General features: G+C 31.6%; 26 protein-coding genes and 1 pseudogene. All 27 read left to right on the top strand.

Annotated elements, in window-relative coordinates; translation table 11 throughout:
• Nucleotides 1-3,116: pseudogene (nifJ, locus tag B2671_RS07685) on the top strand (pyruvate:ferredoxin (flavodoxin) oxidoreductase); the annotation flags it as partial.
• A 173-nt stretch (nucleotides 3,117-3,289) separates the two neighbouring features.
• On the top strand, nucleotides 3,290-3,682 hold the full coding sequence (locus tag B2671_RS07690) for a DUF1292 domain-containing protein (protein WP_035129187.1): 393 nt from the start codon (nucleotides 3,290-3,292) through the stop codon (nucleotides 3,680-3,682).
• A gap of 139 nt (nucleotides 3,683-3,821) precedes the next feature.
• Nucleotides 3,822-4,460, top strand: coding sequence for an HAD-IB family hydrolase (locus B2671_RS07695; protein WP_346869963.1), 639 nt, complete (start codon nucleotides 3,822-3,824; stop codon nucleotides 4,458-4,460).
• Nucleotides 4,461-4,462: 2 nt separating this feature from the next.
• A complete protein-coding gene (locus B2671_RS07700; RefSeq protein WP_346869883.1) occupies nucleotides 4,463-5,284 on the top strand; it encodes an aminotransferase class IV in 822 nt (273 codons plus the stop codon).
• Between the two features lie 93 nt (nucleotides 5,285-5,377).
• Entirely contained in the window at nucleotides 5,378-7,117 is a 1,740-nt protein-coding gene (locus tag B2671_RS07705; protein WP_346869884.1) for a FapA family protein, read from the top strand.
• An 11-nt stretch (nucleotides 7,118-7,128) separates the two neighbouring features.
• Nucleotides 7,129-7,587, top strand: a complete 459-nt coding sequence (locus B2671_RS07710) for a chemotaxis protein CheW (protein WP_346869885.1) — start codon at nucleotides 7,129-7,131, stop codon at nucleotides 7,585-7,587.
• Nucleotides 7,588-7,590: 3 nt separating this feature from the next.
• Nucleotides 7,591-8,079 (top strand): chemotaxis protein CheD, encoded by a 489-nt coding sequence (locus B2671_RS07715; protein ID WP_346869886.1) that lies wholly within the window; start codon nucleotides 7,591-7,593, stop codon nucleotides 8,077-8,079.
• Between the two features lie 25 nt (nucleotides 8,080-8,104).
• Nucleotides 8,105-9,235, top strand: coding sequence for a chemotaxis response regulator protein-glutamate methylesterase (locus tag B2671_RS07720; RefSeq protein ID WP_346869887.1), 1,131 nt, complete (start codon nucleotides 8,105-8,107; stop codon nucleotides 9,233-9,235).
• On the top strand, nucleotides 9,235-9,999 hold the full coding sequence (locus B2671_RS07725) for a protein-glutamate O-methyltransferase CheR (RefSeq protein ID WP_346869888.1): 765 nt from the start codon (nucleotides 9,235-9,237) through the stop codon (nucleotides 9,997-9,999). Before B2671_RS07720 ends, B2671_RS07725 begins: the two co-directional genes overlap by 1 nt.
• Before the next feature lie 11 nt (nucleotides 10,000-10,010).
• Nucleotides 10,011-12,167, top strand: coding sequence for a chemotaxis protein CheA (locus tag B2671_RS07730; RefSeq protein WP_346869889.1), 2,157 nt, complete (start codon nucleotides 10,011-10,013; stop codon nucleotides 12,165-12,167).
• 10 nt (nucleotides 12,168-12,177) lie between these two features.
• Nucleotides 12,178-12,771, top strand: coding sequence for a chemotaxis protein CheC (locus B2671_RS07735; protein WP_346869890.1), 594 nt, complete (start codon nucleotides 12,178-12,180; stop codon nucleotides 12,769-12,771).
• Between the two features lie 17 nt (nucleotides 12,772-12,788).
• Nucleotides 12,789-13,148: a response regulator gene (locus B2671_RS07740; RefSeq protein WP_346869891.1), complete on the top strand. Its 360-nt coding sequence runs from the start codon at nucleotides 12,789-12,791 to the stop codon at nucleotides 13,146-13,148.
• A gap of 16 nt (nucleotides 13,149-13,164) precedes the next feature.
• Entirely contained in the window at nucleotides 13,165-13,563 is a 399-nt protein-coding gene (locus tag B2671_RS07745; protein ID WP_346869892.1) for a chemotaxis protein CheW, read from the top strand.
• 26 nt (nucleotides 13,564-13,589) lie between these two features.
• The gene (fliM, locus tag B2671_RS07750) at nucleotides 13,590-14,585 is read left to right on the top strand and encodes a flagellar motor switch protein FliM (protein ID WP_346869893.1); all 996 of its coding nucleotides are present in this window, start codon (nucleotides 13,590-13,592) and stop codon (nucleotides 14,583-14,585) included.
• On the top strand, nucleotides 14,578-15,762 hold the full coding sequence (gene fliY / locus B2671_RS07755) for a flagellar motor switch phosphatase FliY (RefSeq protein ID WP_346869964.1): 1,185 nt from the start codon (nucleotides 14,578-14,580) through the stop codon (nucleotides 15,760-15,762). The genes fliM and fliY overlap by 8 nt, the downstream gene beginning before the upstream one ends.
• Before the next feature lie 121 nt (nucleotides 15,763-15,883).
• Nucleotides 15,884-16,171 (top strand): flagellar biosynthesis anti-sigma factor FlgM, encoded by a 288-nt coding sequence (gene flgM, locus B2671_RS07760; RefSeq protein WP_346869894.1) that lies wholly within the window; start codon nucleotides 15,884-15,886, stop codon nucleotides 16,169-16,171.
• Nucleotides 16,172-16,582: a flagellar protein FlgN gene (locus B2671_RS07765; protein WP_346869895.1), complete on the top strand. Its 411-nt coding sequence runs from the start codon at nucleotides 16,172-16,174 to the stop codon at nucleotides 16,580-16,582.
• Between the two features lie 10 nt (nucleotides 16,583-16,592).
• Nucleotides 16,593-18,281 (top strand): flagellar hook-associated protein FlgK, encoded by a 1,689-nt coding sequence (gene flgK / locus B2671_RS07770; protein WP_346869896.1) that lies wholly within the window; start codon nucleotides 16,593-16,595, stop codon nucleotides 18,279-18,281.
• 27 nt (nucleotides 18,282-18,308) lie between these two features.
• On the top strand, nucleotides 18,309-19,244 hold the full coding sequence (gene flgL / locus B2671_RS07775; RefSeq protein ID WP_346869897.1) for a flagellar hook-associated protein FlgL: 936 nt from the start codon (nucleotides 18,309-18,311) through the stop codon (nucleotides 19,242-19,244).
• A 351-nt stretch (nucleotides 19,245-19,595) separates the two neighbouring features.
• Nucleotides 19,596-20,000 carry a flagellar assembly protein FliW gene (fliW, locus tag B2671_RS07780; RefSeq protein WP_346869898.1) on the top strand — a complete coding sequence of 135 codons (405 nt, stop codon included), beginning with the start codon at nucleotides 19,596-19,598 and terminating at the stop codon, nucleotides 19,998-20,000.
• 4 nt (nucleotides 20,001-20,004) lie between these two features.
• The gene (gene csrA / locus B2671_RS07785) at nucleotides 20,005-20,220 is read left to right on the top strand and encodes a carbon storage regulator CsrA (RefSeq protein WP_346847866.1); all 216 of its coding nucleotides are present in this window, start codon (nucleotides 20,005-20,007) and stop codon (nucleotides 20,218-20,220) included.
• Between the two features lie 334 nt (nucleotides 20,221-20,554).
• Nucleotides 20,555-20,902 carry a flagellar protein FlaG gene (locus B2671_RS07790; protein ID WP_346869899.1) on the top strand — a complete coding sequence of 116 codons (348 nt, stop codon included), beginning with the start codon at nucleotides 20,555-20,557 and terminating at the stop codon, nucleotides 20,900-20,902.
• A gap of 15 nt (nucleotides 20,903-20,917) precedes the next feature.
• Nucleotides 20,918-21,307 carry a flagellar export chaperone FliS gene (fliS, locus tag B2671_RS07795; protein WP_346869900.1) on the top strand — a complete coding sequence of 130 codons (390 nt, stop codon included), beginning with the start codon at nucleotides 20,918-20,920 and terminating at the stop codon, nucleotides 21,305-21,307.
• Between the two features lie 39 nt (nucleotides 21,308-21,346).
• Nucleotides 21,347-23,335 carry a flagellar filament capping protein FliD gene (gene fliD / locus B2671_RS07800; RefSeq protein WP_422653228.1) on the top strand — a complete coding sequence of 663 codons (1,989 nt, stop codon included), beginning with the start codon at nucleotides 21,347-21,349 and terminating at the stop codon, nucleotides 23,333-23,335.
• A 6-nt stretch (nucleotides 23,336-23,341) separates the two neighbouring features.
• A complete protein-coding gene (locus B2671_RS07805) occupies nucleotides 23,342-23,671 on the top strand; it encodes a hypothetical protein (RefSeq protein ID WP_346869902.1) in 330 nt (109 codons plus the stop codon).
• A gap of 190 nt (nucleotides 23,672-23,861) precedes the next feature.
• Nucleotides 23,862-24,707, top strand: a complete 846-nt coding sequence (hag, locus tag B2671_RS07810; RefSeq protein ID WP_346869903.1) for a flagellin Hag — start codon at nucleotides 23,862-23,864, stop codon at nucleotides 24,705-24,707.
• Between the two features lie 123 nt (nucleotides 24,708-24,830).
• Nucleotides 24,831-26,308, top strand: a 1,478-nt coding sequence (locus tag B2671_RS07815; RefSeq protein WP_346869904.1) for a motility associated factor glycosyltransferase family protein, incomplete at its 3' end; no start/stop codon positions are given.

Below are 26,308 nucleotides of genomic sequence, written 5' to 3' on the forward strand. Positions count from 1 at the left end.
TATGGCTACAAGACAAACAGGTTTTGCTTTACTTGCTACAAATAGCGTTCAAGAAGTTATGGACCTTGCTCCAGTAGCTCACTTAGCATCTATTGAAGGTAGAGTTCCATTCTTACATTTCTTCGATGGATTTAGAACATCACATGAAATACAAAAAATTCAAACTTGGGACTATGAAACTCTAGGAAAATTCTTAAATAGGGATGCAGTAGATGCATATAGAGCAAGTGCTTTAAACCCAGAGAATCCTGTAACTAGAGGAACAGCTCAAAACCCTGATATATACTTCCAAGCAAGAGAAGCTTCAAACCCATTCTACAATGCAATTCCAGGAGTTGTAGAAAAATATATGGAAATGATTAACAAAGAAATTGGTACTGATTACCACCTATTCAACTACTATGGAGCACCAGATGCAGAGAGAGTAATTGTTGCAATGGGTTCAGTATGTGATGTTGCTGAGGAAACAGTTGATTACTTAACAGCTCAGGGAGAAAAAGTTGGACTAGTTAAGGTTCACTTATATAGACCATTCTCATTAGAACACTTCTTTAAACATATGCCAGCAACAGTTAAAAAGATTGCTGTATTAGATAGAACAAAAGAGCCAGGATCTGCTGGAGAGCCATTATATCAAGATGTTAGAAATGCNNGCTGAAAGACCAGTTATTATTGGTGGAAGATATGGATTAGGTTCAAAAGATACTACTCCATCTCAAATAGTTACTGTATTCGATCACTTAAAAGAAGAAGAACTTAAAAATGGATTCACTATAGGAATAGTTGATGACGTTACAAATACATCGCTAGACATTACAAGAACTATAGCTACTACACCTAAAGGAACTGTTGAGTGTAAATTCTGGGGATTAGGATCTGACGGAACAGTTGGAGCTAACAAGAGTGCTATAAAAATCATAGGAGACCATACAGATATGTATGCTCAAGCATACTTTGCTTATGATTCTAAAAAATCTGGTGGAGTAACAATGTCTCACTTAAGATTTGGTAAAGAAGAGATTAAATCTCCATACCTAATCAACCAAGCCAACTACATTGGATGTCATAACCAATCTTATGTTAATAGCTATGATGTATTAGCTGGAATTAAAGATGGTGGTACATTCCTATTAAACTGTATTTGGGATGAAAAAGATTTAGAAGAACATTTACCAGCATCAATGAAGAGATATATTGCTGAACATAACATAAACTTCTACACAATAAATGCTGTAAAAGTTGCTCAAGAAATTGGTCTTGGCGGAAGAATTAACATGATTTGTCAAGCTGCCTTCTTCAAACTAGCTGAAATTATTCCAGTAGACGAAGCTATTAAATACCTTAAAGATGCAGTTCAAACATCTTATGGTAAAAAAGGTGAAAAAGTTGTTAAAATGAACAACGATGCTATAGATGCTGGGGTTAATGCTATAGTTAAAGTTAATGTTCCAGAAGCTTGGAAAAATGCAGAAGATAAAAATGAATGTAAGAAGGAAACTCCTGACTTCATTAAAAACATTGTTGAAGTTATGAATAGACAAGAAGGAGACAAACTTCCTGTAAGTGCTTTTGAAGGAAGAGAAGATGGTACTTTTGACCATGGAACAGCTGCTTATGAAAAGAGAGAAATAGCTGTTAATGTACCAGAGTGGATTCCAGAAAACTGTATCCAATGTAACCAATGTTCTTATGTATGTCCACATGCTACAATAAGACCATCTATTGGAACAGAAGAAGATTTTGCTAATGCACCAGCAGCTATTAAGCTTGCAGATGCTAAAGGTGGACAACTTAAAGGCTTAAAATTCACAATGTCTGTAGCTGTTCAAGATTGTACAGGTTGTGGAAACTGTGCACAAGTTTGTCCAGCTAAACAAAAAGCTTTAGTTATGAAACCTCTTGATACTCAAAAGGATCAAATAGAGCCTTGGAATTTCACAGTTAAAATGAAAAAACCTGAAAATCCATTAGGTGTTGCTTCAGTTAAAGGTAGCCAATTTGAGACTCCGCTTCTAGAGTTCTCAGGTGCTTGTGCAGGTTGTGGAGAAACTCCATATGCGAAACTTATAACTCAATTATTTGGAGACAGAATGATGATAGCTAATGCTACAGGATGTTCTTCAATTTGGGGAGGAAGTGCTCCTTCAACTCCATACACTAAGAATCAAGAAGGTAAAGGGCCAGCTTGGGCTAACTCATTATTTGAAGATAACGCTGAGTTTGGTTTAGGTATGTTCTTAGGTGCTAATCACCAAAGAGAAAAGCTTGCTGACTTAGTAAAGAAAGCAGTATCAACAAATTGTAATGAAGAGTTAAAAGCTGCTTTAAATGAATGGTTAGAGAATAAAGATAATGCAGAAGCTTCAAAAGCTGCTACTAAGAAAGTACTTCCATTAATCGAAGCAAACAAAACTTGCTGCGAAACAATGGCAGAGTTATATAAATTTAAAGACTTCTTCGTTAAGAGATCTCAATGGATCTTTGGTGGAGACGGTTGGGCATACGACATTGGATATGGCGGTGTTGACCACGTTCTAGCATCAGGAGAAGATGTAAATGTATTTGTATTTGATACAGAAGTTTACTCTAACACTGGTGGACAATCTTCAAAAGCTACTCCAACTGCAGCAATTGCTAAATTTGCAGCTTCAGGTAAGAGAACTAAGAAGAAAGACCTTGGAATGATGGCAATGAGCTATGGTTATGTATATGTTGCTCAAATAGCTATGGGAGCTGACCAAGCTCAAACTCTTAAAGCTATAAGAGAAGCAGAGGCATATCCAGGTCCATCTTTAATCATAGCTTATGCTCCATGTATCAACCATGGAATTAAGACTGGAATGGGTAATACTCAATTAGAATCTAAAAAAGCTGTTGCTTGCGGATATTGGGGATTATATAGATTCAATCCAGCTCTTAAAGAAGAAGGTAAGAATCCATTTAGCTTAGATTCTAAAGAGCCAACTGAATCTTTCAGAGACTTCTTATTAAACGAAGTAAGATATGCATCACTTCAAAAAATGTTCCCAGAAGTAGCTGAGGAATTATTTGTTAAGACTGAACAAGATGCAAAAGAAAGATTAGAATCGTATAAAAAACTTGCAGCTCAACAATAGTTTTAAATAATTTAAGGGTTGCCTCCATTTTGGGGCAGCCCTTTTCTTTATGTAAAATTAGGATAATTGTTGTATGAAAATAAAAATTTTGTATTAAAATATTATAAAACACTTCTAAAATATGAAGATTAAGGGTACAATGAAGAGGAGTATTATTTAAGGAGGCTATTAATATGGGAAATAACTGTTGTGGAAATAATGAAGATAAAAAAGAAACAGGATGCTGTGGAGGACATGAGCAAGAAAGTCATGAATGCTGCTGTGGAGGACATGACCATGAACATGATCACGAAGAATGTGGTTGTGGTTGCGGAGAGCACGAAGCAATGTTCGTTGAGTTAGAAGATGAAGAAGGAAATGTAACTCAATGTGAAATAGTTGATGGATTTTTATTTGAAGAAAATGAATATGCCTTAGTACAAAATCCAGATGATGGTTCAATATACTTATTTAAAGTAGTTGGTGATGATGAAGTAGGAGAACTTGTTGTACCAGAAGATGCAGAGTATGATGCAGCAAAAGCATATTACGAAGAATTACTTGCAAATGAAAATAGTGAAAACTAATTAAACTTCTAAAAGCCGCTATTTATATAGCGGCTTTTATGCTATGTTGTCCATATTTTCCTATGGAAATAACATACTAAGGAGGAGATGGAATGAATGAACAAGGGTTAAGAATAACATGAAAGTAGGTCAATTTCACATGGAAAAACTAGCTATATTTGATATTGATTATACATTAACTAAAAAGGAGACTTCTATAGAATTATATAAATATATGCTTAAGAAGGATAGGAAGTTACTTAGGTATTTACCATCACATATAATAACTGGTATTTTTTATGGTCTGAAGGTTTATAATGCTGGAAGAACTAAGGAGAATTTTTTAAGATTTTTAGCAGGAATCAGTGAGGAAGACTTAAAGAAGCTAGTGAAAAGCTTTTATAAGGAAAAGATAGAGAGTATATTGTATGAAGATGCAATTAAAGCTATTAAGGACTTTAAGGAAAAGGGTTATAAGATATATTTAATTTCTGCCTCGCCTGAGTTTTATGTTAATGAATTTTATAGTATAAAAGAAGTAGATAAGGTTATTGGAACTAAGTTTCATATTGATGAAGGAAAATTTAATCCTAAAATTTTAGGAGAAAATTGCAAAGGTGAAGCTAAAGTGAAAAGATTAATGGAAGAGCTAAAAAAAGACAATATAGAAGTGGATTTTAAAAACTCCTATATGTTTTCTGATTCTCTTTCGGATTTACCTCTTTTAAAGTTAGTAGGTAAGGGATATTTAATAAATTATAAGAAGAATCATGAATTAGAGATTTTAAGGTGGCGATAATTATGGAGAATTGTATAAATGATTACTTTATAAAGAATGATGAAGCTTATGAAAGGGAGGAATTTCAAGATATATATGTGGTGGAAGGTAAGTGCATATATGAGGTTATAAGGGTTATAGATGGAGCTCCTCTATTTTTAGATGAACATTTAGCTAGACTTGAAAATTCTTTAAAGTTAGAAAAAAAAGAAGAACTTATATCTATGGATAAGATTAAGGAATACATAGGAAAATTAATAACTCTAAATAGAGTTGAAAGTGGTAATTTAAAGCTTGTAATAAATAAGGATAATCTATTTATATTTTTTATAAAGCATTCTTATCCAACTAAGGATATGTATAGTAGTGGAGTAAAGACTATTCTTTATTTTGGAGAAAGACATAATCCTAATGCCAAGGTTATAGATAATTCCTTTAGGGGAAAAGTTAATGAAAAAATAGATGCTAGTGGCAGTTATGAAGCTATTTTAGTAAATAGTAAAGGGTATATTACAGAGGGAAGCAAATCTAATATATTTATGATAAAAGGTGATGAAATAATTACAGCCCCAGTAGAAGGGGTGCTTCCAGGAATAACTAGAAGCGAGATAATAAAAGCTTGTGAAGAATTAGGGTTAAAGGTAAGAGAAGAAAATATTTATTATGAACATATAAAAAATTTAGATGGATTATTTATATCAGGAACTTCTCCTAAGGTGCTACCTATAAATGAAGTTGAAGGTATTATAAAATATGATAAAATATATCAAAGAATTTATGATATAAAAGATAAGTTTGAAGAATTAATTACAAGAAACTTGAAGAATTATAAAACAAGTAAATAGTAAAGTATGTCAAAAACAATACGATAATATATTATAGTATTGTTTTTGTATTTTAGAAGGAAATGATCTGTATTATGTATTAGGGGTGATAATGTGGAAAATAAGACATTAAGGGGAACTGTAAAAGTACTTGATGGCAAACTGATTATTACTGATGAAGAAAATATTTCTGAAGGTCCTTGGATTGTAAAGGGCAAGGATGTTAGTTTATTTGTAGATGAACAAGAAGTAAAAGGTAGAGCTAGAGTTAGCTCTGAAAGTAAGATAGATATAATTTTTAATGAATCTAAGGCAATAAGGGAATTGAGTATAAATATTAGTGAAGATAAAATGATAGCTAGTATATCAATAAACTATAGTCCGGAAGTAATTTATACTTTAGAAGATACACCAGAAGCACCTATGATTACCTTAAATGCAAAGGTAAAAGAAGAGAAGTTTCCACCTAAATATACGAGGGATGAATTATTAAAAGAACTTAAAGATAAGAACATAGTTTATGGGATTGACAATAAGATGTTAGATGACATAAAAAATATGGACAAGATAGAAAATGTTGTAGTTGCTAGGGGAAAGGAACCGATTGAACCTATAGATGATGTATTAGAAGTATATTTTGATACTAGTACCCATAAAGGATTTAAAAGTGACCAAAGTGGTAATGTAGATTTTAAATCTATAGGTAGTATAACAAGTGTGAAGAAAGATGATATCCTTGCAAAACGTACTGTAGGAAAAGAAGGTACCATAGGTATTAACTTATTTTCACAGCCTATTCAACCAAAGAAAAGAAAAGTTAAGGACATGATGGTGAAATCAGGATGTAAATTTAAGGATAAGGATACTATAGTGTCCACAATGGAGGGAAAACCTCAAGTAAAGGGATGTATTTTTCAGGTTAATAATGTTCATGAGGTTCTTAGTGATGTAGATATAACTACAGGAGATATTAATTTTATAGGCGATGTAATTATTAATGCTGATGTTAAAGAAGGTATGAAGGTTAAATCAGGAAATGCCATAATTATAAAGGGAAATGCAGTAAGATGTAGTCTTTGGTCAGAGGGAGATATGCAAATCATTGGTAGTGCAATTTCATCTACAATAAAGATTAGAAGTGAGTTCTCTGAGTTTAAAGGATATTTAGAAGAATTATCGGCCATAGTGGATAGTTTTCATAGCTTGTATAAGGCTGTAACAGCTGTTAAAGAAAGTGGAGATATAAAGGGGAATATAAGAGATTGTGATATTATAGGCCTTGTTATAAAGAGTAAATTTCCTTTAATAACTAAGATAATTAATAAAGTATTAAATACAATGGTTGAAATTAATGATAATAACAATGAATTATTTAGAGTNNACTACATGTTAATAAGTGGTGTAGAAGAACTAATTAAGGTTAAGACTTTAGCAGAAGAGAAAATAAAGGCCATAGAAGCTATGAAAGATATTAATTCAGATGCTACAATAGGGTACATTCAAGATTGTACAGTATTTTGCTCTGGTAGTTTGATAATAAATGGTAAAGGTGTTTATAAATCCAATGTTTATGCAGAAAAGGGTATATACTTTACAGGAGAAGGACAATGCGAGCTTCGAGGTGGAAAAGTTAAGGCGGAAAATGAAATTAAGGCTAAGATAGTAGGGTCACATTCGGGGGTTATGACGGAGGTAGTAGTAGGTAAGGAAGGACATATTTATTGTGATGTCGCTTACTTAAATACTAAGTTTATAGTTGGAAATATGGAAACTATAATGGATGAAACATGCAAAAATGTTCATGTATATATAGATAAAAATAGAGATTTAATTGTTGATAAGTTTAAAATTTAGGAGGGATAAAAGTGGCAGAGGAATTTAAATTACTTGTGTTTAGGTTAGGAGAGCAGTGCTTTGCAGCAGATATTAGAGAGGTAGAACGTATTCTAAACTATGAAGAGCCAACAAAAATTCCAGATTCACAAGATTTTTTACAGGGAGTTATAAATTATCAAGATGGAATATTACCAGTTATTAGTTTAGCTAAAAAATTTGGAATATATAATCTGGAAGATAAAGAAAAGGAGGGTTCCATAATCGTTGTTAGAAATGAAGATGGTGCAATGGGAGTTATAGTAGAAGCTGTTAATGAAGTTATATCTAAGAAAGTGGATGACTTAGAACCTACACCAGATATATCTTCTAATATATCTAAGAAATATGTTAAGGGGATAATAAAAGATAAAAATAAAAATACTATTATTTTACTTTTAAATTTAAATGAACTTCTTTCAAAGGATGAAAAGGAGAAAATAGAAAGGTAAGCTATGGAATACAAGGAGATAAAAGTAGGCATTGCAGATTATAAAATAGCCAAATGTCCAGATAGACTTATGACAATTGGGCTAGGTTCTTGTATTGGTATTGCCATCATAGATAAAAAAACTGGAATTGGAGGCCTTGCACATATTATGCTTCCAGACAGTGAAAAGTTTAATAAGATAGCAAATGAAATAAAGTTTGCTAATCTTGCAATACCTATTCTGATTAAAGAAATGATAGAAAATGGTGCAAAAGAAAGGGATCTAAGAGCTAAGATTGCTGGTGGGGCATCTATGTTTAACTTTGCAGACAGTAAGGTTAATATGGATATAGGTGCTAGAAACAGCCTAGCAGTTAAGGATATATTAAAGGCTAGAAAAATACCTATAGATAGTGAAGAAATTGGAGGAACTAAAGGAAGAACAATAACCTTTGATACAGTAACAGGGGAGCTATATGTAAAAACTGTAGGAGAAGGTATTAAAATTATATAGAAATTAATGATTGGAGTGATTACATATGGTACAAAAGGTTTCAGTTATGGTTGTAGATGACTCCGCTTTAATGCGAAAGATGATATCGGATATGATAAATATGGAAGATGATATGGAAGTGATAGACATTGCGAGAAATGGAGAAGATCTTTTAGAAAAGTTAAAAAAGCAGGTTCCAGATGTTATCACTTTAGATATTGAAATGCCAAAGATGAATGGGATAGAAGCTTTGAAGAAAGTAATGGAGTTAAAGATACCTACTAAAGTTATAATGATAAGTAGTTTAACACAGGATGGTGCCGAGGAAACTATGGAATGTTTAGAAAATGGAGCTATAGATTTTGTACCTAAACCATCGGGTTCAATTTCTTTAAACATTAATGCAGTTAGAGAAATTCTAGTTTCAAAAATAAGAGGTATCAGATTTGTAAGAAAGACTTCTTCCATTAGTAGCGCAAAAGGCGTTGACGTTAAAGAAGGTAAAATAAGAGAAATACATAGAGCTTCTCAAGTATTAAAAATAAGAGAAATAGACTCAATGCCTCCTAAAACTATAAGAAGTAAAGAAATAGGTAATAAAAAAATCTCAGCAATTGTAATGGGGGCATCTACAGGTGGTCCTAAGGCATTATTTAATGTTATTACAAACCTTCCAGAAAAATTAGGAGTTCCTATATTAGTGGTTCAGCATATGCCAGAAGGTTTTACAAAGGCTTTTGCTGAAAGACTTGATAAATTTTCTAAGGTTAAGGTGGTGGAAGCCAGGGAAGGTATGTCCATAGAAAAGGATGTTGTATATATAGCACCTGGTGGTAAACATATGGCGATAAGTAGAAACAAAACTATAACCTTAAATTTAGAACCTCCAATGTGGGGAGTAAGGCCGGCTGTAGACAAGCTGTTTATATCAGGAGCTAAGGTATATGGGGAGAATTTATTAGGTATTATCCTTACTGGTATGGGAAGAGATGGAGCTGATGGAATTATAGAAGTGAAAAAAGCAGGTGGAGCCACTATATCAGAAGATGAGTCTACTTGTATAATATATGGAATGCCTAAAGCAGCTTACGACACTAATATGATAGACGAAGTTATTCCACTTTATGATATTAGTAAAAGAATAGCTAATATAGTACTGGGGGATGTGAGGAATTAATGGATTTTACAAAGTTTGAAAATTTCGTATTAAGAGAGTTTAATTTAGATTTGTCTGGCTATAAATCAGCTCAGTTACATAGAAGAATACTTACTATTATGTCTAGAGCTGGAGCTAAAAATTTAGATGAATATATGGTATTAATAAAAAAAGATAAGGTCATAAGGGAAAAGTTTTTGGATTATGTTACGATAAATGTAACAGAGTTCTATAGAAACCCACAAATATTTAGGGAACTTGAAAATTTTATAAAAAGTGAATTATCCTATAATAGACCACTAAAAATATGGAGTGCAGCTTGCTCTATTGGGGCAGAACCTTATTCTATATCTATGATGTTAAATGAGATGACTCCTAGTGTTAGGCATAAGATATTAGCCACTGATATAGATACTAACATCCTAATAAGAGCAAAAGCAGGAGAGTATGTAAGTGGAGATATTAAAAACATACCAAAAACCCAACTTCATAAGTATTTTAAACATGAGGGGGAAAAATTTATAATTAACCAGGAAGTAAAAGGTCTAGTAACCTTTAAAAAACATGATCTTATATTAGATAGCTATGAAGGTGGCTTTGACATAATTGTATGTAGAAATGTGGTTATATATTTTACTAATGAAGTAAAAGAAAAAATTTATGAAAAGTTTTCTAAAGCATTAAATCCAGGAGGTTTATTATTTATAGGTGCTACAGAAAGTATATATGGATATAAGAATTTTGGTTTTGAGAAACTTTCAACATTTATCTATAAGAAAATTTAAGGAGGGGTAACATGGACACTTCTCAATATCTATCTATGTTTTTAGAAGAGTCAAGTGACAATTTACAACTATTAAATGAATCATTACTTATATTAGAAAATGATTCGGAAGATATGGAAATATTAAATCAGATTTTCAGAGTTGCACATACCATTAAAGGAATGGCTGCTACTATGGGGTATACTAAAATGGCAGAACTTACCCATAAGATGGAGGATGTATTGTCCAAGTTTAGAGAAGGACAACTTAAAGTAACCCATGAAGTGGTAACAGTATTGTTTAATTGTTTAGATATTTTAGAATCCATGGTAGGGGATATTACTGATGGAGGTGATGGAGACATAGAGATTAATAACATTGTAACTCAGCTAGTAAAGATAGCAGAGGGAAATGAAAACATCCAAAAGGAAGAAAATTCATCAGAGGTAATTCAGAATAAAGATAAAGAAGTGGCACAAGATATAATGGGCAGTGAGGATATTGTAGACTTAGGCCTTGATGAATATGATATTGATACCTTAAAGGAAGCTTTAAAGAATAATTTCAATACCTTCCATGTTCATGTTGGACTTGATAAAAAAACTATTTTAAAATCTGCTAGAGCATTTATTTTATTTCAGACTTTAGAGGAGAATGGAGAAATCCTAAAATCAAATCCAAAGCTGGAGGATTTAGAAAGTGAAAACTTTGATTTTGATATTGATTTAGTATTTGTAACAGAAACATCTCAGGACATAATAAGAAATTCTATTAATGGAATATCTGAAATAAGGCAAGTTGATGTAAGAGATATAAGTAGTTTGGTTAATAATGGTAATGGCGTTAGAGATGCTAAAGGAGCTAATGAAATTGCTGCCACAAGTTTAGCTACTAGTACTAAGGCTACAAATACTGCTGAAATTGCTAAAGACAAAGAAAATTCTAACAAAGTAGTAGAACTAAAGGAATCAAAAAATAATCTTAAGGCAAAAACTGTAGAAAAAGCACCTAGTACCAAAGAAGAAAATAAAAAACAACCAGTAAAACACAAAAATAAAGGTGTTGGACAATCTGTTAGAGTTGATTTAGAAAGATTAGATAACTTTATGAATATGGTATCTGAGCTAGTAATCCATAGAACTAGATTAGAGCAAATAAGCGCTAATCATAAGATTGTGGAATTAAATGAAACCTTAGAAGAAGTAGCTAGGACTACTACTGATCTTCAAGATTTAGTTATGAAGATTAGAATGTTACCTTTAGATGTAGTGTTTAATAGATTCCCAAGAATGATAAGAGATTTATCAATGGAACTAAATAAAGAGATTGATTTTGAAATTCAAGGACAGGATACAGAGCTTGATAGAACTGTAATTGAAGAGATAGGTGAACCTTTAATACACTTGCTTAGAAATGCTGCAGACCATGGAGTTGAGTCAGCAGAAAAAAGAATTAGTCAAGGTAAGCCAGCGGCAGGAAAGATAAAATTAATTGCCTATTCTGAAGGTACTAAGGCTGTTATAAAGGTAGAAGATGATGGTAGTGGTATCAATGTGGAAAAGGTTAAGGCTAAGGCAGAGAAAATTGGTATTAATACTGAAGGGATGAATGATAATGATATAAAAAATCTTATTTTCTCTCAAGGGTTTAGCACTAATGAAGTAGTTACTGATATATCAGGAAGAGGAGTTGGAATGGATGTTGTAAAAACAAAAATTTCAAGCCTTGGAGGAACCGTAGATGTATTCAGTGAAGAAGGAAAAGGAACCTCTTTTATAATAAAGTTACCTTTAACTCTACAAATAATTCAATCCTTACTTGTTAAGATTGGAACAGAGACTATGGCTATATCCTTAGGATTTATAGATAGAGTTATGGAATATAATCCAGAGGAAATTAAAAGAACAAACAACAAAGAAATTGTAGTATATAATGATAAGGTGTTTAAATTAGTAAGAATTAATGATAAATTAGATATAGAAAGTAAGGATTATGGTAAAAAATACGTAATACTTGCAAAGGTTGGCGAAAATGAAGTTGCCTTAGTAGTTGATTCATTATTAGGACAAAAGGAAATAGTTATTAAAACCTTTGGAAATATACTAAAATCCACAAAAGAATATATTGGCGCTACCATATTAGGTGATGGATTAGTAACCTTAATTTTAGATGTAGCAGCACTTATTTAGGAGGAGAGCTATGGAGTTTACCGAGTTACAAATAGATGCATTGAGAGAGATAGGTAATATAGGTCTTGGAAATGCAGCTACAGCCATGGCGCAAATCTTGGGGAAAGAGATACAAATATCAGTTCCCAAGGTAAATGTTATTTCATTAGAGGATATTTTTGAAAGGGTAGATGAAGAAACTGTAGTTTATGCAGTAATTGCAAGAGTTCTTGGTGAAGCCCCAGGAAATATATTATTTATGTTTGATACAGCTACAATGATGAAGATTGCAGAAATGCTAGTTGGAAAGCAAGAGGGAGAAGAGTTAAATGAACTAGGTTATTCAGCACTTGGAGAAATAGGTAACATAATATTTGCAACCTATATGAATGCCATAAGTCAAATGACTAATTTAAAGTTATTCCCATCGGTACCTGCAGTAGCAAAGGACATGCTTACAGCAGTACTTTCCACAACTTTCATTGAATCTGGTCAATTTAATGACTATGTATTAGATATAGAAACAGGATTTTCTCAGGAGAATGAAGACTTAAGAGGTGATTTTTATTTTATCCCAGCGCCAGGGTCTTTGGAAAGAATATTAGAATCATTAGGATTAAATTAACGGAGGTTATGTAGAAAATGGCAAGAGTATTAATAGTAGACGATGCGACTTTTATGAGAATGATGGTTAAGGATATTTTAGAGAAGAATGGATATGAAGTTATTGGAGAAGCTAATAACGGAATTAAGGCAGTGGAGATCTATAAAGCAGAAAAACCAGATATAGTAACCATGGATATTACAATGCCTGAGATGGATGGAATAGAAGCAGTTAAAGAAATCAAAGCTTTTGATCCAAGTGCAAAGATAGTTATGTGTAGTGCAATGGGACAACAAAGCATGGTTATGGATGCTATAAAAGCTGGAGCAAAGGATTTTATAGTTAAACCATTCCAAGCAGACAGGGTGCTTGAAGCTATAAAAAAAGTATTAGGATAATATGGGGGGGATTTTAGTGCAAGTTGTGGTTTTTACAATAGGTGACGAAGAATTCGCAGTAGAGACAAGCAAAGTTCAGGGAATAAACGGACTAATGAAAATCACAAGGGTTCCCAAAGCGGAAAAATATATTAAGGGACTTATAAATCTAAGAGGAAGTATACTTTCCGTATTAGATATTAATCTTCTTTTAGGTATGAATGTAAGTGATGAAAACAATAATAACATTATAGTAATAGATTTAGATGGTGAGCAGGTTGGAATAACTGTAGACCATGTAGAAGAAGTTATGAATGTGGAAGAAGATATGATTAAAAGAGTTCATGAAGATAAAAATAAGCCTTTTATAAAGGGACTTATAAATCTTGAAAATAGAATATTAACTATGATTGATATTGATAAACTACTACAATAGACCCACTGGGTAGAAAGAGGTAGAATATGGCAGAAACCTTATCGCAAAGTGAAATAGATGCACTTTTATCTGCCTTGTCTTCTGGTGACTTAGAACCAAGTGACATTGAAAAAGATGAAGAAAATATTAAAATTAAAAATTATGATTTTAAAAGGCCACAAAAGTTTTCTAAGGATGTTATTAGAGCAGTAGAAGTTATCCATGATAATTACGCGAGGATAGTATCTAACTACTTAACAGCTCAGCTTAGAAGTAATGTTAAGGTGAAGATAGAAAGTGTAGAACAAATAACCTATGAAGAATTTATACATTCTATTCCAAGCACCACTGTGCTTAATTTGTTTAGAATGCCTCCCCTTGATGGTCAAATAATATTAGAGACTAACGAGGAATTTGTCCTTAGAATATTTGATGTTCTAGCTGGAGGAAGTGGAGACAAAAAGCCTAAATTTAAGGAACTCACAGATATAGAAAAAAACATTATTAAGCATGTTAATCAGGAGATGATTTCTAAGTTAAAGTTAGCTTGGGAAGATGTAATGGAAGTAGAGCCAATTCTAGATAGTATAGAAACTAATCCAGCATTGAATCAAATTCTAGCTCCTAATGAGCCTGTAGCATTAGTAACTTTTAGTGTAGATATGTTTGATACAAGTTTACTTATAAATATATGTATTCCGTATCTAAGCATAGAAAAAGTTTTAGACAACTTGGTTATAAAAAATTGGTTCAGCACCACAGATAATGAACAAGGTGAAGAGGTAAAAGCAAATATAAACAAAACTATAAAAAATGTAGACGTAGCAATGAAGGCTGTCCTTGGAGAAACGAAGATTTCCGTAAATGATTTCTTGAATTTATTTACAGGAGACATTGTTACCCTAGATAGAAGTTATGATAGTACAGTTGATATTTATGTTGAAGATGAACTTCTATTTAAAGCTAAACCAGGATTAAAGGGTAAGAATAAGGCAGTTCAAATAATTGAATATATTGACAAGGGAGTTGAGAATGATGGATAATTCGTTTCTTTCACAAGAGGAAATAGATGCACTTCTAAATGGAGATGGTGGTTCTTCGGAAATTGAACCAGTTAATGAATCGACTGAGGAATTATCGGATTTAGAAAAGGATTTATTGGGTGAAGTAGGAAATATATCTATGGGTACAGCAGCCACAGCACTTTCAGCTGTAGTTGGTAAACCTGTAAACATTACAACTCCAACTATAACTCTTAGTACATTAGATAAGCTGAAAAAAAGCTTTAAAACACCTAATATAGTATTAGATGTTCAATTTGTCAGTGGAATAGTTGGGGGAAATCTATTTATAATAAATATTGAAGATTCGGCTGTTATAGCAAATTTAATGATGGGTGGAGATGGAGTTGTAGAGACACCAAGTGAACTTTCTGAATTAGAAATAAGTGCTGTTCAGGAGGCTATGAACCAAATGATAGGTTCAGCAGCCACTTCCATGGCAACTATGTTCAGTAGAGAGGTAAATATATCACCTCCTATATCTTCTGTTTGTGATGAAAATTCAGAGGAGATATCTACAGATATATCTGCAGACGAAGAAATAGTGAATGTTTCTTTTAGAATGACTATAGGTGATCTAGTAGATAGTAATATTGTTCAAATATTACCAATTGCTACAGCAAAGAAGATTGTAAGTATTATGATGGGAACTGAGGAAGATGCACCAGTATCAGAATCTACAAAGGCATCAACTGAAGTGAAAGTTGTAGCTGAACCTAAAGAAATTTCTATGAACAATGAAGGTGTAGCTAATGAAATAGCTTCAAAAAACACTAATAAAAATGAAAATAATTACAGTGTTCAAAGTCAAGGAATTGTAGAAAATCATGAAGAACCTGTTAATGTAAAACAAGCATCCTTTGGACAACTAGAAGAAATTAGAGGTGTAGAAATGCCTAAAAATATAGACTTAATATTAGATGTTCCATTAGAATTATCAGTAGAGTTAGGTAGAACAAAGAAGAATATAAGAGATATTTTAGCTCTTACTAGAGGTTCTTTAATTGAATTAAACAAACTAGCAGAGGAACCAGTAGACATTTTTATCAACGGTAAAAGAATTGCCCATGGTGAAGTAGTTGTAGTAGATGAAAACTTTGGGGTTAAAATTACTGAAATTGCTAGTGGAGAAGATAGAGTAAAAAGTCTTTCTAAGTAAAGACTTTTTTTCTATTAATGAGACAATAACAAGTTTGTAAAAAATTTACTAAAAAACCCTATAAACTTTAATTAAATAGGTTCGAGTATAAAGGTAGAGAGAAATAGTTGGGAGTGAAAACATGAAAATTAATAATGGAAATATTCACGCTCTATATGTAAATAGCTATAAGACTAAAGAAAATGCTAAAGCAGAAAATACTAAATCAAATAAGGATATGGTTAAGGATACTTGTCAGCTTTCAACTTTAGGAAAGAGCTTGAATAAATTAGCATTAGAAGAGGAAAGTGTTGGTATCAGTGATAAAGAAGTAGAAAAGATAAAAAGTAGAGTTTCTAAAGGAACATATACTGTAGACTCACAGGTTTTGGCTAAGGCTATGATGGCATATGGGAAAGGTGGACAATAGATGAAAAACCAGCTTAAAGGAATATTAGAAGAAGAGCTAAAGGCAATAAAGGCTCTTATAGATATTTTAGAAGCTCAACATGAACTATTGGTTCTTCAAGATGTGTTTAAATTAGAAGCGATAACTAAAGATATAGATGATTGTAGTAGAAACTTAGCAAGAGCTGAAGGTTTAAGAAGGAGCTTAACAGGAAAAGAATCTATTAAAAAAATAGTAGAAGAAGTAGATGAAAAGGAAATTACTCATATATATGGTGAGATGGTTAAAGCTATTAACGCTTTAGTGATTCAAAAGGAAACTAATGAACTACTAATAAAACAAAGTCTTAGCTACACAAATTCTATGTTAGCTATGATAAGTCCTAAAAAAGAGCCGGTAGTTTATAATGGATATGGAAAAATAAAGAGATAAGGAGAAGGTTATGTCAGGATTATTTGCAACATTAAATACATCAAAGGGCGGTATGTTTGCTCAACAGCAATATATTAATGTAACAAGCCATAATATTTCAAATGCCAATACAGAGGGGTTCTCAAGACAACATATTGTACTTCAAACAGCAAGACCACAAACCATAGCAGGGGGAGTAGGTCAAATTGGTACAGGTGTAACAGTTAGTGCTATTGAAAGAACAAGAAATCAGTTTCTTGACTATCAAATAAGAAAAGAAAGCTCACTTCTTGGTAATTATAGTGTTAGACAAGACTACTTATCAGAAATTGAAGGTATTTTTAATGAACCTTCTGATACAGGAATATCAGAGCTTATGTCAGAATTTTTTGATGCTTGGCAAACTCTTTCTAAGAATCCAGAAAAGTCTGATGCTAGAACAGTAGTAGCTCAAAAGGCAAAAGCTTTAGCAGATGAATTAAATCATACTTATAAGAAGTTAAATGATACTAAGGATAATGCAGCTAAAGAAATACAAAACAACCTTTTTGAAGTAAACACTATTCTTGATCAATTAAATTCTATAAATAAAGAAATAATAACTGTTACCATTGCAGGGAACAATCCTAATGACTTATTAGATAGCAGAGATTTACTTTTAGATGAGCTAAGTACAAAGTTTGGTATCGATACTAGAAATCAAATACTTAATGGAATTACTTGTAAACCAGAAGATAATGACTCTATGAATCTAATAAGAAATAAAGATTCTCAAGATATTAATAAATTAGGATTTGTAAATAAATTAACAAAAAATCCAGATGGAAGTTATGATATAGAATACTATAAAAATGGAGATATGACTTCAGATAAAAATAAGGTTACATTAACAGGAGTTACTCTTTCTGATGAGCAATATGAAAATTTAAATAATGGAAGAGTTCTTGTTACTGAAGAAGATGGAAATGTAAATCTTACAGGTGGAGCATTAAATAATGATCAAATATTTAATCCATCCTCAGGAAGAATAGGTGGACTTCAATCAATTCATGAAGATGCTGAAAGTTATATAGAACAGGCTAATACCTTAGCAAAAACTTTAGCATTTGCAGTAAATGCAATTCATACAGAGGGTATTCCAGCAGGTGAACAGTATGCCTTCTTTGTTAATTCAGGAAATGACCCTCTTGATTATGATGGTATTACAGCAGGAAATATAGCAATGAATTCAGATATTCTAAAAAATGTTATGCTAATTCAGGCTGGAGCAAGTAAGGGTTCAGGTTCTACTGATGGAGATAGAGCACTAGCATTGGCTAGCCTAAGAGACTTTGGTTTGAATATAGATAGTATTCAAAGTGGTAAAAAGAAGGATGGTTCAGTATATGACTATAAGGCTTTTGTAGAAGAACATCTAGGTATTACCGCTGAAGGTAATGTACCAAAGTTTAATACTATAGATGGAGGAGTTAAGGTAGAAGGCTTCTTTAAGAATACTATAAATAAACTGGGAGTTCAGTCAGAGGAAGCTACAAGAATTGTTAAAAATCAAAATACTTTATTAAAGGGGCTTCTTGAAAGAAGACTTTCAACTTCAGGAGTATCCTTAGATGAGGAAGCAATAAACCTTGTACAATTCCAACATGCCTTCCAAGCTAATGCAAAGGTAATAACAACGGTAGATCAACTGTTAGATGTAGTAATTGGTCTAGTTAGGTAGAAATAGTGAAGATATAGAGGTGATAAAATGAGAATAACTCATGGTGTAATGGTTAGTGGCTTTTTAGGTGATATGAATACTAACTTAAATAGCTTAAACAAAATACAAAAGCAATTAAATACTGGTAAGGTATTTTCAAAACCTTCAGATGACCCTTTTAAAGTAGCAAGATCCATGCAGATGTATTCAGAAATAAATGCTAATAAACAGTATAATACTAATATAAAGGATACTATAAACTGGATGGATACCACAGACACAGCTCTAAGCAATGGTACTAAGTGTCTTCAAAGAATAAGAGAACTTATGGTATCTTCTGGAAATGCTACCTATGGTTCATCAGAACTTACTGCTATTAAAGAAGAGATAAATGAGAGAGTAGCAGAATTTGGACAGATCTTAAATACTAGCTTTGATGGAAAGTATATCTTTGGTGGTAAAGATGGAGCTTCAAAACCAGTAGAAGTAAATTTAGATGGGGTAACAGGTGAAAATTCCATAAGTATATCAGGAGATGAAAATATTATAAATAAATCTCTAAAAGTAGAGATTTCTTCTGGGGTTACAGTGGATTACAATGTAAATGCGGTAGAAGTTTTAAAGTTTAAGGACAAAGCAGGTAATGATATTGAAGTTACTCAATTCTTTGATGACCTTCTAAATAACTTGAGTGATGTAAATGGTAAGTCAAAGGTTGTAGGAGAAAACTTGGATCAGATTGATAAGGTAATAGAAAATATGATTAGTATAAGTGCTAAGGTTGGTACTGTGCAAAATAGGATGGAAAGTGCAAAGGATCTAAATACAGCACAAAATGAAAACCTTACAGAAATACTATCTGGTAATGAAGATATAGATTTCATGGAAAAGAGTATGGAGATGGCTGTAGCAAGAACTATCTATGTAGCATCGCTACAAACTAGCTCCAAAGTCCTTCAGCCATCAATTCTGGACTTTTTATAGGATTGAAAATTCTTTTCCGTAACCGGATAAGTGCTTGAAGCAAAATTTTTATTAAGAAACTCTAAGTCTACGCTTTTGTGAAATTACCTACCCTCACTATTCGCCATCCTGGCTCAGAGCTCGGCTCTTGCCGTCCGTGGCAAGAGTTACGGTAATTTCACAACGCTACAACTAAGAGTTTCTAAAATTAAAATTTTCATTGCTTCTGCGCTACTTATCCTTGTCACTACAAAGAATTTTCAAATATAAGAAAGTCACATAAAAGATGGTAGAAGTAAAATTCTTTCCATGCTAGGAACGGTGCTTGAAGCAAATTTTTATTAAGAAACTCTAAAAAAGATAAGAGGTGTTATGATGACCGCAGAGAAAAAAGATAAGAATGTTATTACCTTTAATAATGGGTTGCCGGGGTTTGAGAGTTTAAAAACTTTTGTTCTTGAGGAGATAGAAGGGTCAGAGCCTTTTAAGACCCTTAAGTCTACAGAGGATGAGAATATAGGCTTTGTTACTATAGTTCCCTTTGATTTTAAAGTGGATTATGAAGTTAAGTTAACGGAGGCTGTTATAAATTCGCTTAAGATAGAAGCCCCTGAAGATGTTTTGATTTTAAATACAGTCACTCTTAATAGTGATATTAAGAAGATAACTACTAATTTAAAGGCTCCTATTATAATAAATTCAAAAAATAACTTAGGGCATCAAATGATTCTAGATAGGGAAAACTATAGCATTAAACATCCCTTAATAAAGGAGTGATAGTATGCTAGTGGTAACAAGAAAACCAGGTGAAGGAATTAAAATTGGAGACAATGTAGAGATAACTATAGTTAAAATTGACGATAACTCTGTTAAGGTATCTATCAATGCACCTAAGGAAGTTAAAATACTAAGAAGTGAACTTTATAAAGAAGTAGGAGAAGAAAACATCAATGCTTCTAAAATAAACATGGAACTATTACCTAAAATAAAAAAATAATTTTATACATAATCTCCAAATAGTTAACTATTTATCCCATGACGACCCGCTCTAATACTCCCATTTTCTTTAAAGTGGGGGTAGAGAGCGGCTACGTACCTGGATAACGATTTCTAACCTTCAGAGGGAGTAAAAACTCCCTCTGAAGCAAAGAACTCTGTTAATATTTTTAACTATATGACTATATAAATATTTAGCTATATAAATATAAAACTATATAGCTAGTTGTTGTCATAGGGTGGGATTGAGAGGTTTATATATAAATATCAGGGAAGATAATTAATATAATTTACCGAAAATTTATTATAAAATATTATAATTTGGGGGAATCAATATGGAAGTAAGTAGAGTTAATGTTGGAAGAACCATGGAAGGTGTAACTCCAGCAAGAGAAGTTCAACGTGTTTCAGAAAATAATGCAACTACACAGGAAACTATAGATAAAAATGAAAATTATAAATTAGAAGAGATTAATAAGGCTGTTGATAAACTTAATAAATTTATGGAAGATGAAGATATCCATGCAGAGTATGAGGTACATGATAAATTTAACCAAATAATGATAAAAATAGTAGATAATAAAACAAAGGATGTATTACTTGAAGTACCACCGAAGAAAATCCTAGACATGGTTGCTAAAATGTGTGAAATGGTGGGGATACTTGTAGACAAAAAGGCCTAAACTGGAGGAGATAAAATGTATAATGCAGGTGCTAATGCATATAATGCGTACAAAAGTAATAGTGTTAATTATGCTTCTAAGGAGCAGTTGTTATTAATGCTTTTAGATGGAGCTGTAAAATTTGCTAAAATGGCTAGACAAGCTATATTAGATAAAGATGTAAAAAGTAGTCATGAAAATCTTGTTAAGACTCAAGATATATTTACAGAACTTATGATTACATTAGATCAAAATGCTGGTGAATGGGCAGTGAATATGTATAAGATATATGAGTTTATAAAAGAAAGACTTTTCCAGGCAAACATTAAAAAGGATGTAAAAATTATAGATGAAGTTATGCCACTTATAGAAGAAGTAAGAAATACATGGCAGGAAGCTTATGAAGTTTCAAAAGGAAAAAGATAAGGAGGAATAAAAATGAGGATTACAGGACTTGCTACAGGGATGGATATAGATCAAATAATTAAGGATACTATGAGTCCCTATAGAATTAAAATTCAACAACAGAAGCAACAAAAGGATATAATGGAGATAAAACAACAACTTTACAGAGATATAATTAAGGAGTCTAAGGAACTTTATGATAAGTATTTTGATGTTGCTAAAACAGATACGTTACTTTTAAGTAAGAATTGGTCAACAGTAAAATTTCAATCTTCCAATGAAAATGTATTAACTGTAACTGGCGGTAGTGATGTAAAACCAGGAAATTATACAGTAACGGGGAATACAGCCACAGCAGCTAAGACAATAGTGACAGAGGGATTAGATTCAGGTAATAGCCTTGTGATAAATGGAAAAGAGTTTACGTTACAAGGTGATACAGCAAAAGCAAGGGCTGAAAATTTAAATAAAGAATTAAAAGCAGCAGGAATGAATGTATCTGTTAGGTATAGTGATTTTGCAGGAACGGAAGCTGGAAATCAAAGTGGATTTATCTTTGAATCCACAGTTTTAGGTAAGGATAGTGCATTTACAATGGGTGGGACAAGTTCATTAGTAGGCACTATAGTAGGTGGAATAGATGCAACAGCCGCAACTGTAACTGGTTTTACAGTTCAAGATTTAAAAGATGCTAATGGTGAAATAAATATAAATGGTGAAATAGTAACTATTGATATTACACCTGAAAATGTTAATGATGATATAGAGAAATTATTACAAAGTAAATTAAAAGATAAAAAATTAACTGCGGAAATTGATGACAGTGGCAATATTACTTTTAGTAGCACAACATTAGGAAGTAAAGTTGAAGACCCTAATATCAAAATAGGTGGTAATGCTGGAACTTTTACTAGTGGAATAAATGCTACTTATACTACTAATACTTTAAATGCAGCTGATATAAAAGGGAAAACTATATCTATTAATGGAAATGTTATTGACTTATCTAAAGCAGTTGATGGACAAGAGGTAGAATATTTAAATAAGGTATTAAAAGAACAAAACATAAAGGTAACGGCTAAGTTAGATGAAGTTGATACAAGTAAGATTATATTTACTTCTACCAAAGCTGGAGCAGATGGTAAAGTTGATGTAGGTATATTAGATGGTACAACAATGTCATCACAAGGCACAGACGCTGAAATAGTAGTAAAAGATGATAAAGGTGGAGTGTTTACTCATACTGGTATTTCTAATACGCTAACTTTAGATGGAATGACTTTTAAATTTACAGGAGAAATACCAGCAGAAGGGATAAGTGTAAATGGTAAAAATGATGCTGCTGGGGTAAAAGATAAGCTTGTTAATTTTATTAACGATTATAATAAGCTTATGGAAAAGCTTAACACCTTAACTATAGAAAAAAGAAATAAAAACTATATGCCATTAACAGATGAGCAAAAGAAAGAAATGTCAGAGAATGAGATAAAAATTTGGAATGAAAAGGTTAAGCAAGGGCAGTTATATAAAGATTCTGATGTATCAAGAATANNGAGTGCTATGAGAGGTCTTGTAGATGGAGTAGACGGAAATTTAGAGAAATTTGGTATTAAACCAGTTGCAGATTATCAAGGAACTAAAAATGGAACTTTTACAATTGATGAAGATAAACTTACTAATGCTTTAGAAAATAATTTAGAAGATGTAATGAAATTATTTATTTCAACTCCACCATCAGATGATAGTTTGACCACTCTAGAAAAGAATAAAGCAACAGGCTTAGCTCAAAGGTTAAAAGGCATACTATATAATGAAACTGTAAGCATATCATCAAGTTTAATTAAAAAAGTTGGTGTAGAAGGTTCAGTTTCATCAGTTAATAGTGAGATAACTAAAGCTATAAAAAAATATGATAGAAAGATGGAAGACATGGAGAAGGATTTTGTGAAAAGAGAGCAACAATTATATTCTAAATGGGCAACCATAGAATCTATGATGAATAAGCTTAATGCTCAACAAAGTTATCTTACATCTCAATTAGGTATGTAGTATATTATGGAATTAAAAGAATTGCTTTTAAGGTATAAAGAAATCACAGAGAAGTTTATTGAAGCTATAAAAAATGATGAAGAAGCCAATAAATTTCTAGAAGAGAGAACAGAAATAATAGAAGAAATGAACAGTATGGATATAAAAAAAGAAGAATTAAAGAAAGTAGTAGAAGAAATAAATTTATTAACTGTGGAAAAAGAAGCTTTTAATATTCTTAATGAAGAAAGAAGTAAAATAAAAGATGAGATCTTTCAATTAAAAAAAAGTAAAAGGGCTGCTTTTACATATGAAAATAAATTTAATGGTATTAATTTTATAAATAAAGAGATATAAAATTAAAAAACAAAAATTAATAAAAAAAATAAAAAAAAGTGTAAAGTTCATCTTAAACCTACCGATAAATATATTAGAAGATAAAATTAGAATAAACTCATGAGAAACATATCTAGTTATATACTTCTATCAAAGAAGTTATAAATATAAAAGGACAAGGATGTCCGTTAAAATCAAGGAGGAATTAATTATGATAATCAATCACAACATGAACGCGTTAAACGCACACAGAAACATGGGAATCAACAATACTTCAGCAGGTAAATCTATGGAGAAATTATCTTCAGGATTAAGAATAAACAGAGCTGGAGATGACGCTGCAGGACTTGCAATTTCTGAAAAAATGAGAGGACAAATCAGAGGTTTAGAGCAAGCTTCTAGAAACTCTCAAGATGGTATTTCTTTAATTCAAACAGCAGAAGGTGCTTTAAATGAAACTCACAACATTCTTCAAAGAATGAGAGAATTAGCAGTTCAAGCATCAAATGATACAAATATCCAAGATGATAGAGCTCAAATTGGTAAAGAAATTACAGAATTACAAAATGAAATCAACAGAATAGCAAGCCAAACTGAGTTTAATAAGAAAAAACTTATTAACGGATCTTTATCAGGAGCTGATGGTAATGCTTCAGTTTTATTACAAGTTGGAGCTAACTCAAAACAAACTGTAGGTTTAACTATTGCAACTATGACAGTATCTGCTTTAGGAGTAAGTGCTGGTAAAATAGTAATATCAAATGCTACTAGTGCAGCAAGTATTACAGCGATGATAGATACTATCAACACTGCAATAGATAGTGTTTCTGGAGAAAGAGCAAAACTTGGAGCAATGCAAAATAGATTAGAACATACAATTGCTAATGTTAACACTTCTTCAGAAAACTTAACAGCTGCAGAATCAAGAGTTAGAGATGTTGATATGGCTAAAGAAATGATGAACTTCTCTAAAAATAACATTTTACAACAAGCTGCACAAGCTATGCTTGCTCAAGCTAACCAACAACCACAAGGAGTTCTTCAATTATTAAGATAATTTAGAACTGAATTACTTGTAAGAGGTACCGATTTATCGGTACCTTTTTTGTGTGTAGAGTATTTAAGTTTTTGTGTGAAACAACGATAATAGTGATATATAGGAAAGTGACATAGAAAAGGAGTGATTTATATAGTTATTAATAAATTAACACAAAATAACATGGATAAAGCTACAGAATATGAAGTATATGAAGAAATAAGTAAAGATAATAAAAAGATACTAAGAATATTAACTGAGGGAAAAAGTATTTATTTAGGAAGCAAATATTCTGTTCAAAGGGATATAGATTCTATAAAGGATTTTATTTTAAGTAATGGGAATAAATATAGTGTAATCATTGGATTAGGAACTGGAGAGTACATAAAAGAAATAGAGCCTTTCGTTAAAGAAGATAATAAGCTAATTATAATCGAACCTAATATTGAGGTTTATAATAAATATATCTATGGAAAAGAAAATAAGTATGAAAACATAGCAATAATTTCTATGACAGATGAATATTTAAAGTATTTAGAAATATATATTGGGAGTATTGCTTTAAAGTCCTTTGTAGTATATGAATACCCTAATTATAGAAATGCATATCCTATAAAGGTTCATAAAATTTATGACCTTATTAGAAGTGTGACAAGAAGAAGAGTTATTAATAGAAACACTAATATAACTTTTTCTAAGATTTGGTTTGAATCTACTATTTGTAATCTAAAATATTTAAGTAAAAGTAAAAATATAGTTAATATGAAAAATATGTATAGTGGTAGGCCGGCAGTTATAGTATCTGCGGGACCATCATTATCTAAGAATATAAGTCAACTTAAACAGTTTGAAGATAAGGCTGTGATTTTTACGGGAGGAAGAACCTGGAGAACTCTAATAGAAGAAGGAATAAAGGCAGATTTTTTATCTATTGTAGATGCCCATGAATTATCCTATGAATTGGTTGATGAAGTTATTAAAAAAGAAGAAATCACATTAGTACATTCAGAGATTTTGCCTAATAAGGTACTAGAATTACATAAGGGGAATAGAGTATTTTATCCTTATGCACCTTGGATAAATGATATGGTAGATAATCCAAATTTTAATTTTACATATTCATCTGTTGCACATACTTGTACAAAAATAGCTATGTATATGGGATGTAATCCCATAATATTTATAGGTCAAGATTTAGCTTATACAGATGATAAGGTTCATGCAAAAAATGCTGAATTTGTACAAGAAAAGTATAAGGATAAAGAAGATATTAATAAGGTGGCTGATGAATTTAGTCTCTATGTGGAAGACATATATGGCAATAAGGTAAGAACAAGTATGACTTTAAGTTTGTTTAGAGAGCAGTTTGAAGAAATTATTAAGGAAAATTGTCAAATAAAATTTATTAATTCTACAGAAGGTGGAGCTAATATTAAGGGAACAGAAATTAAAAAATTTATGGATAATAAAGTTATGTTTGATAATGTAATAGATAAAAAACAGATATCTGTTAATTATGAAAATATGGACGGATGTATAAGCGATGATAAAATTATAGATATAATTGATTGTGCTATTAATTATTTAAACGAATTAGAGAAAAAATTAGTAGAAGCTATAAA

Origin of the sequence: Clostridium sp. UBA5119, assembly GCF_002414285.1 — a bacterium.
Lineage (GTDB): Bacteria > Bacillota > Clostridia > Clostridiales > Clostridiaceae > Clostridium_J > Clostridium_J sulfidigenes.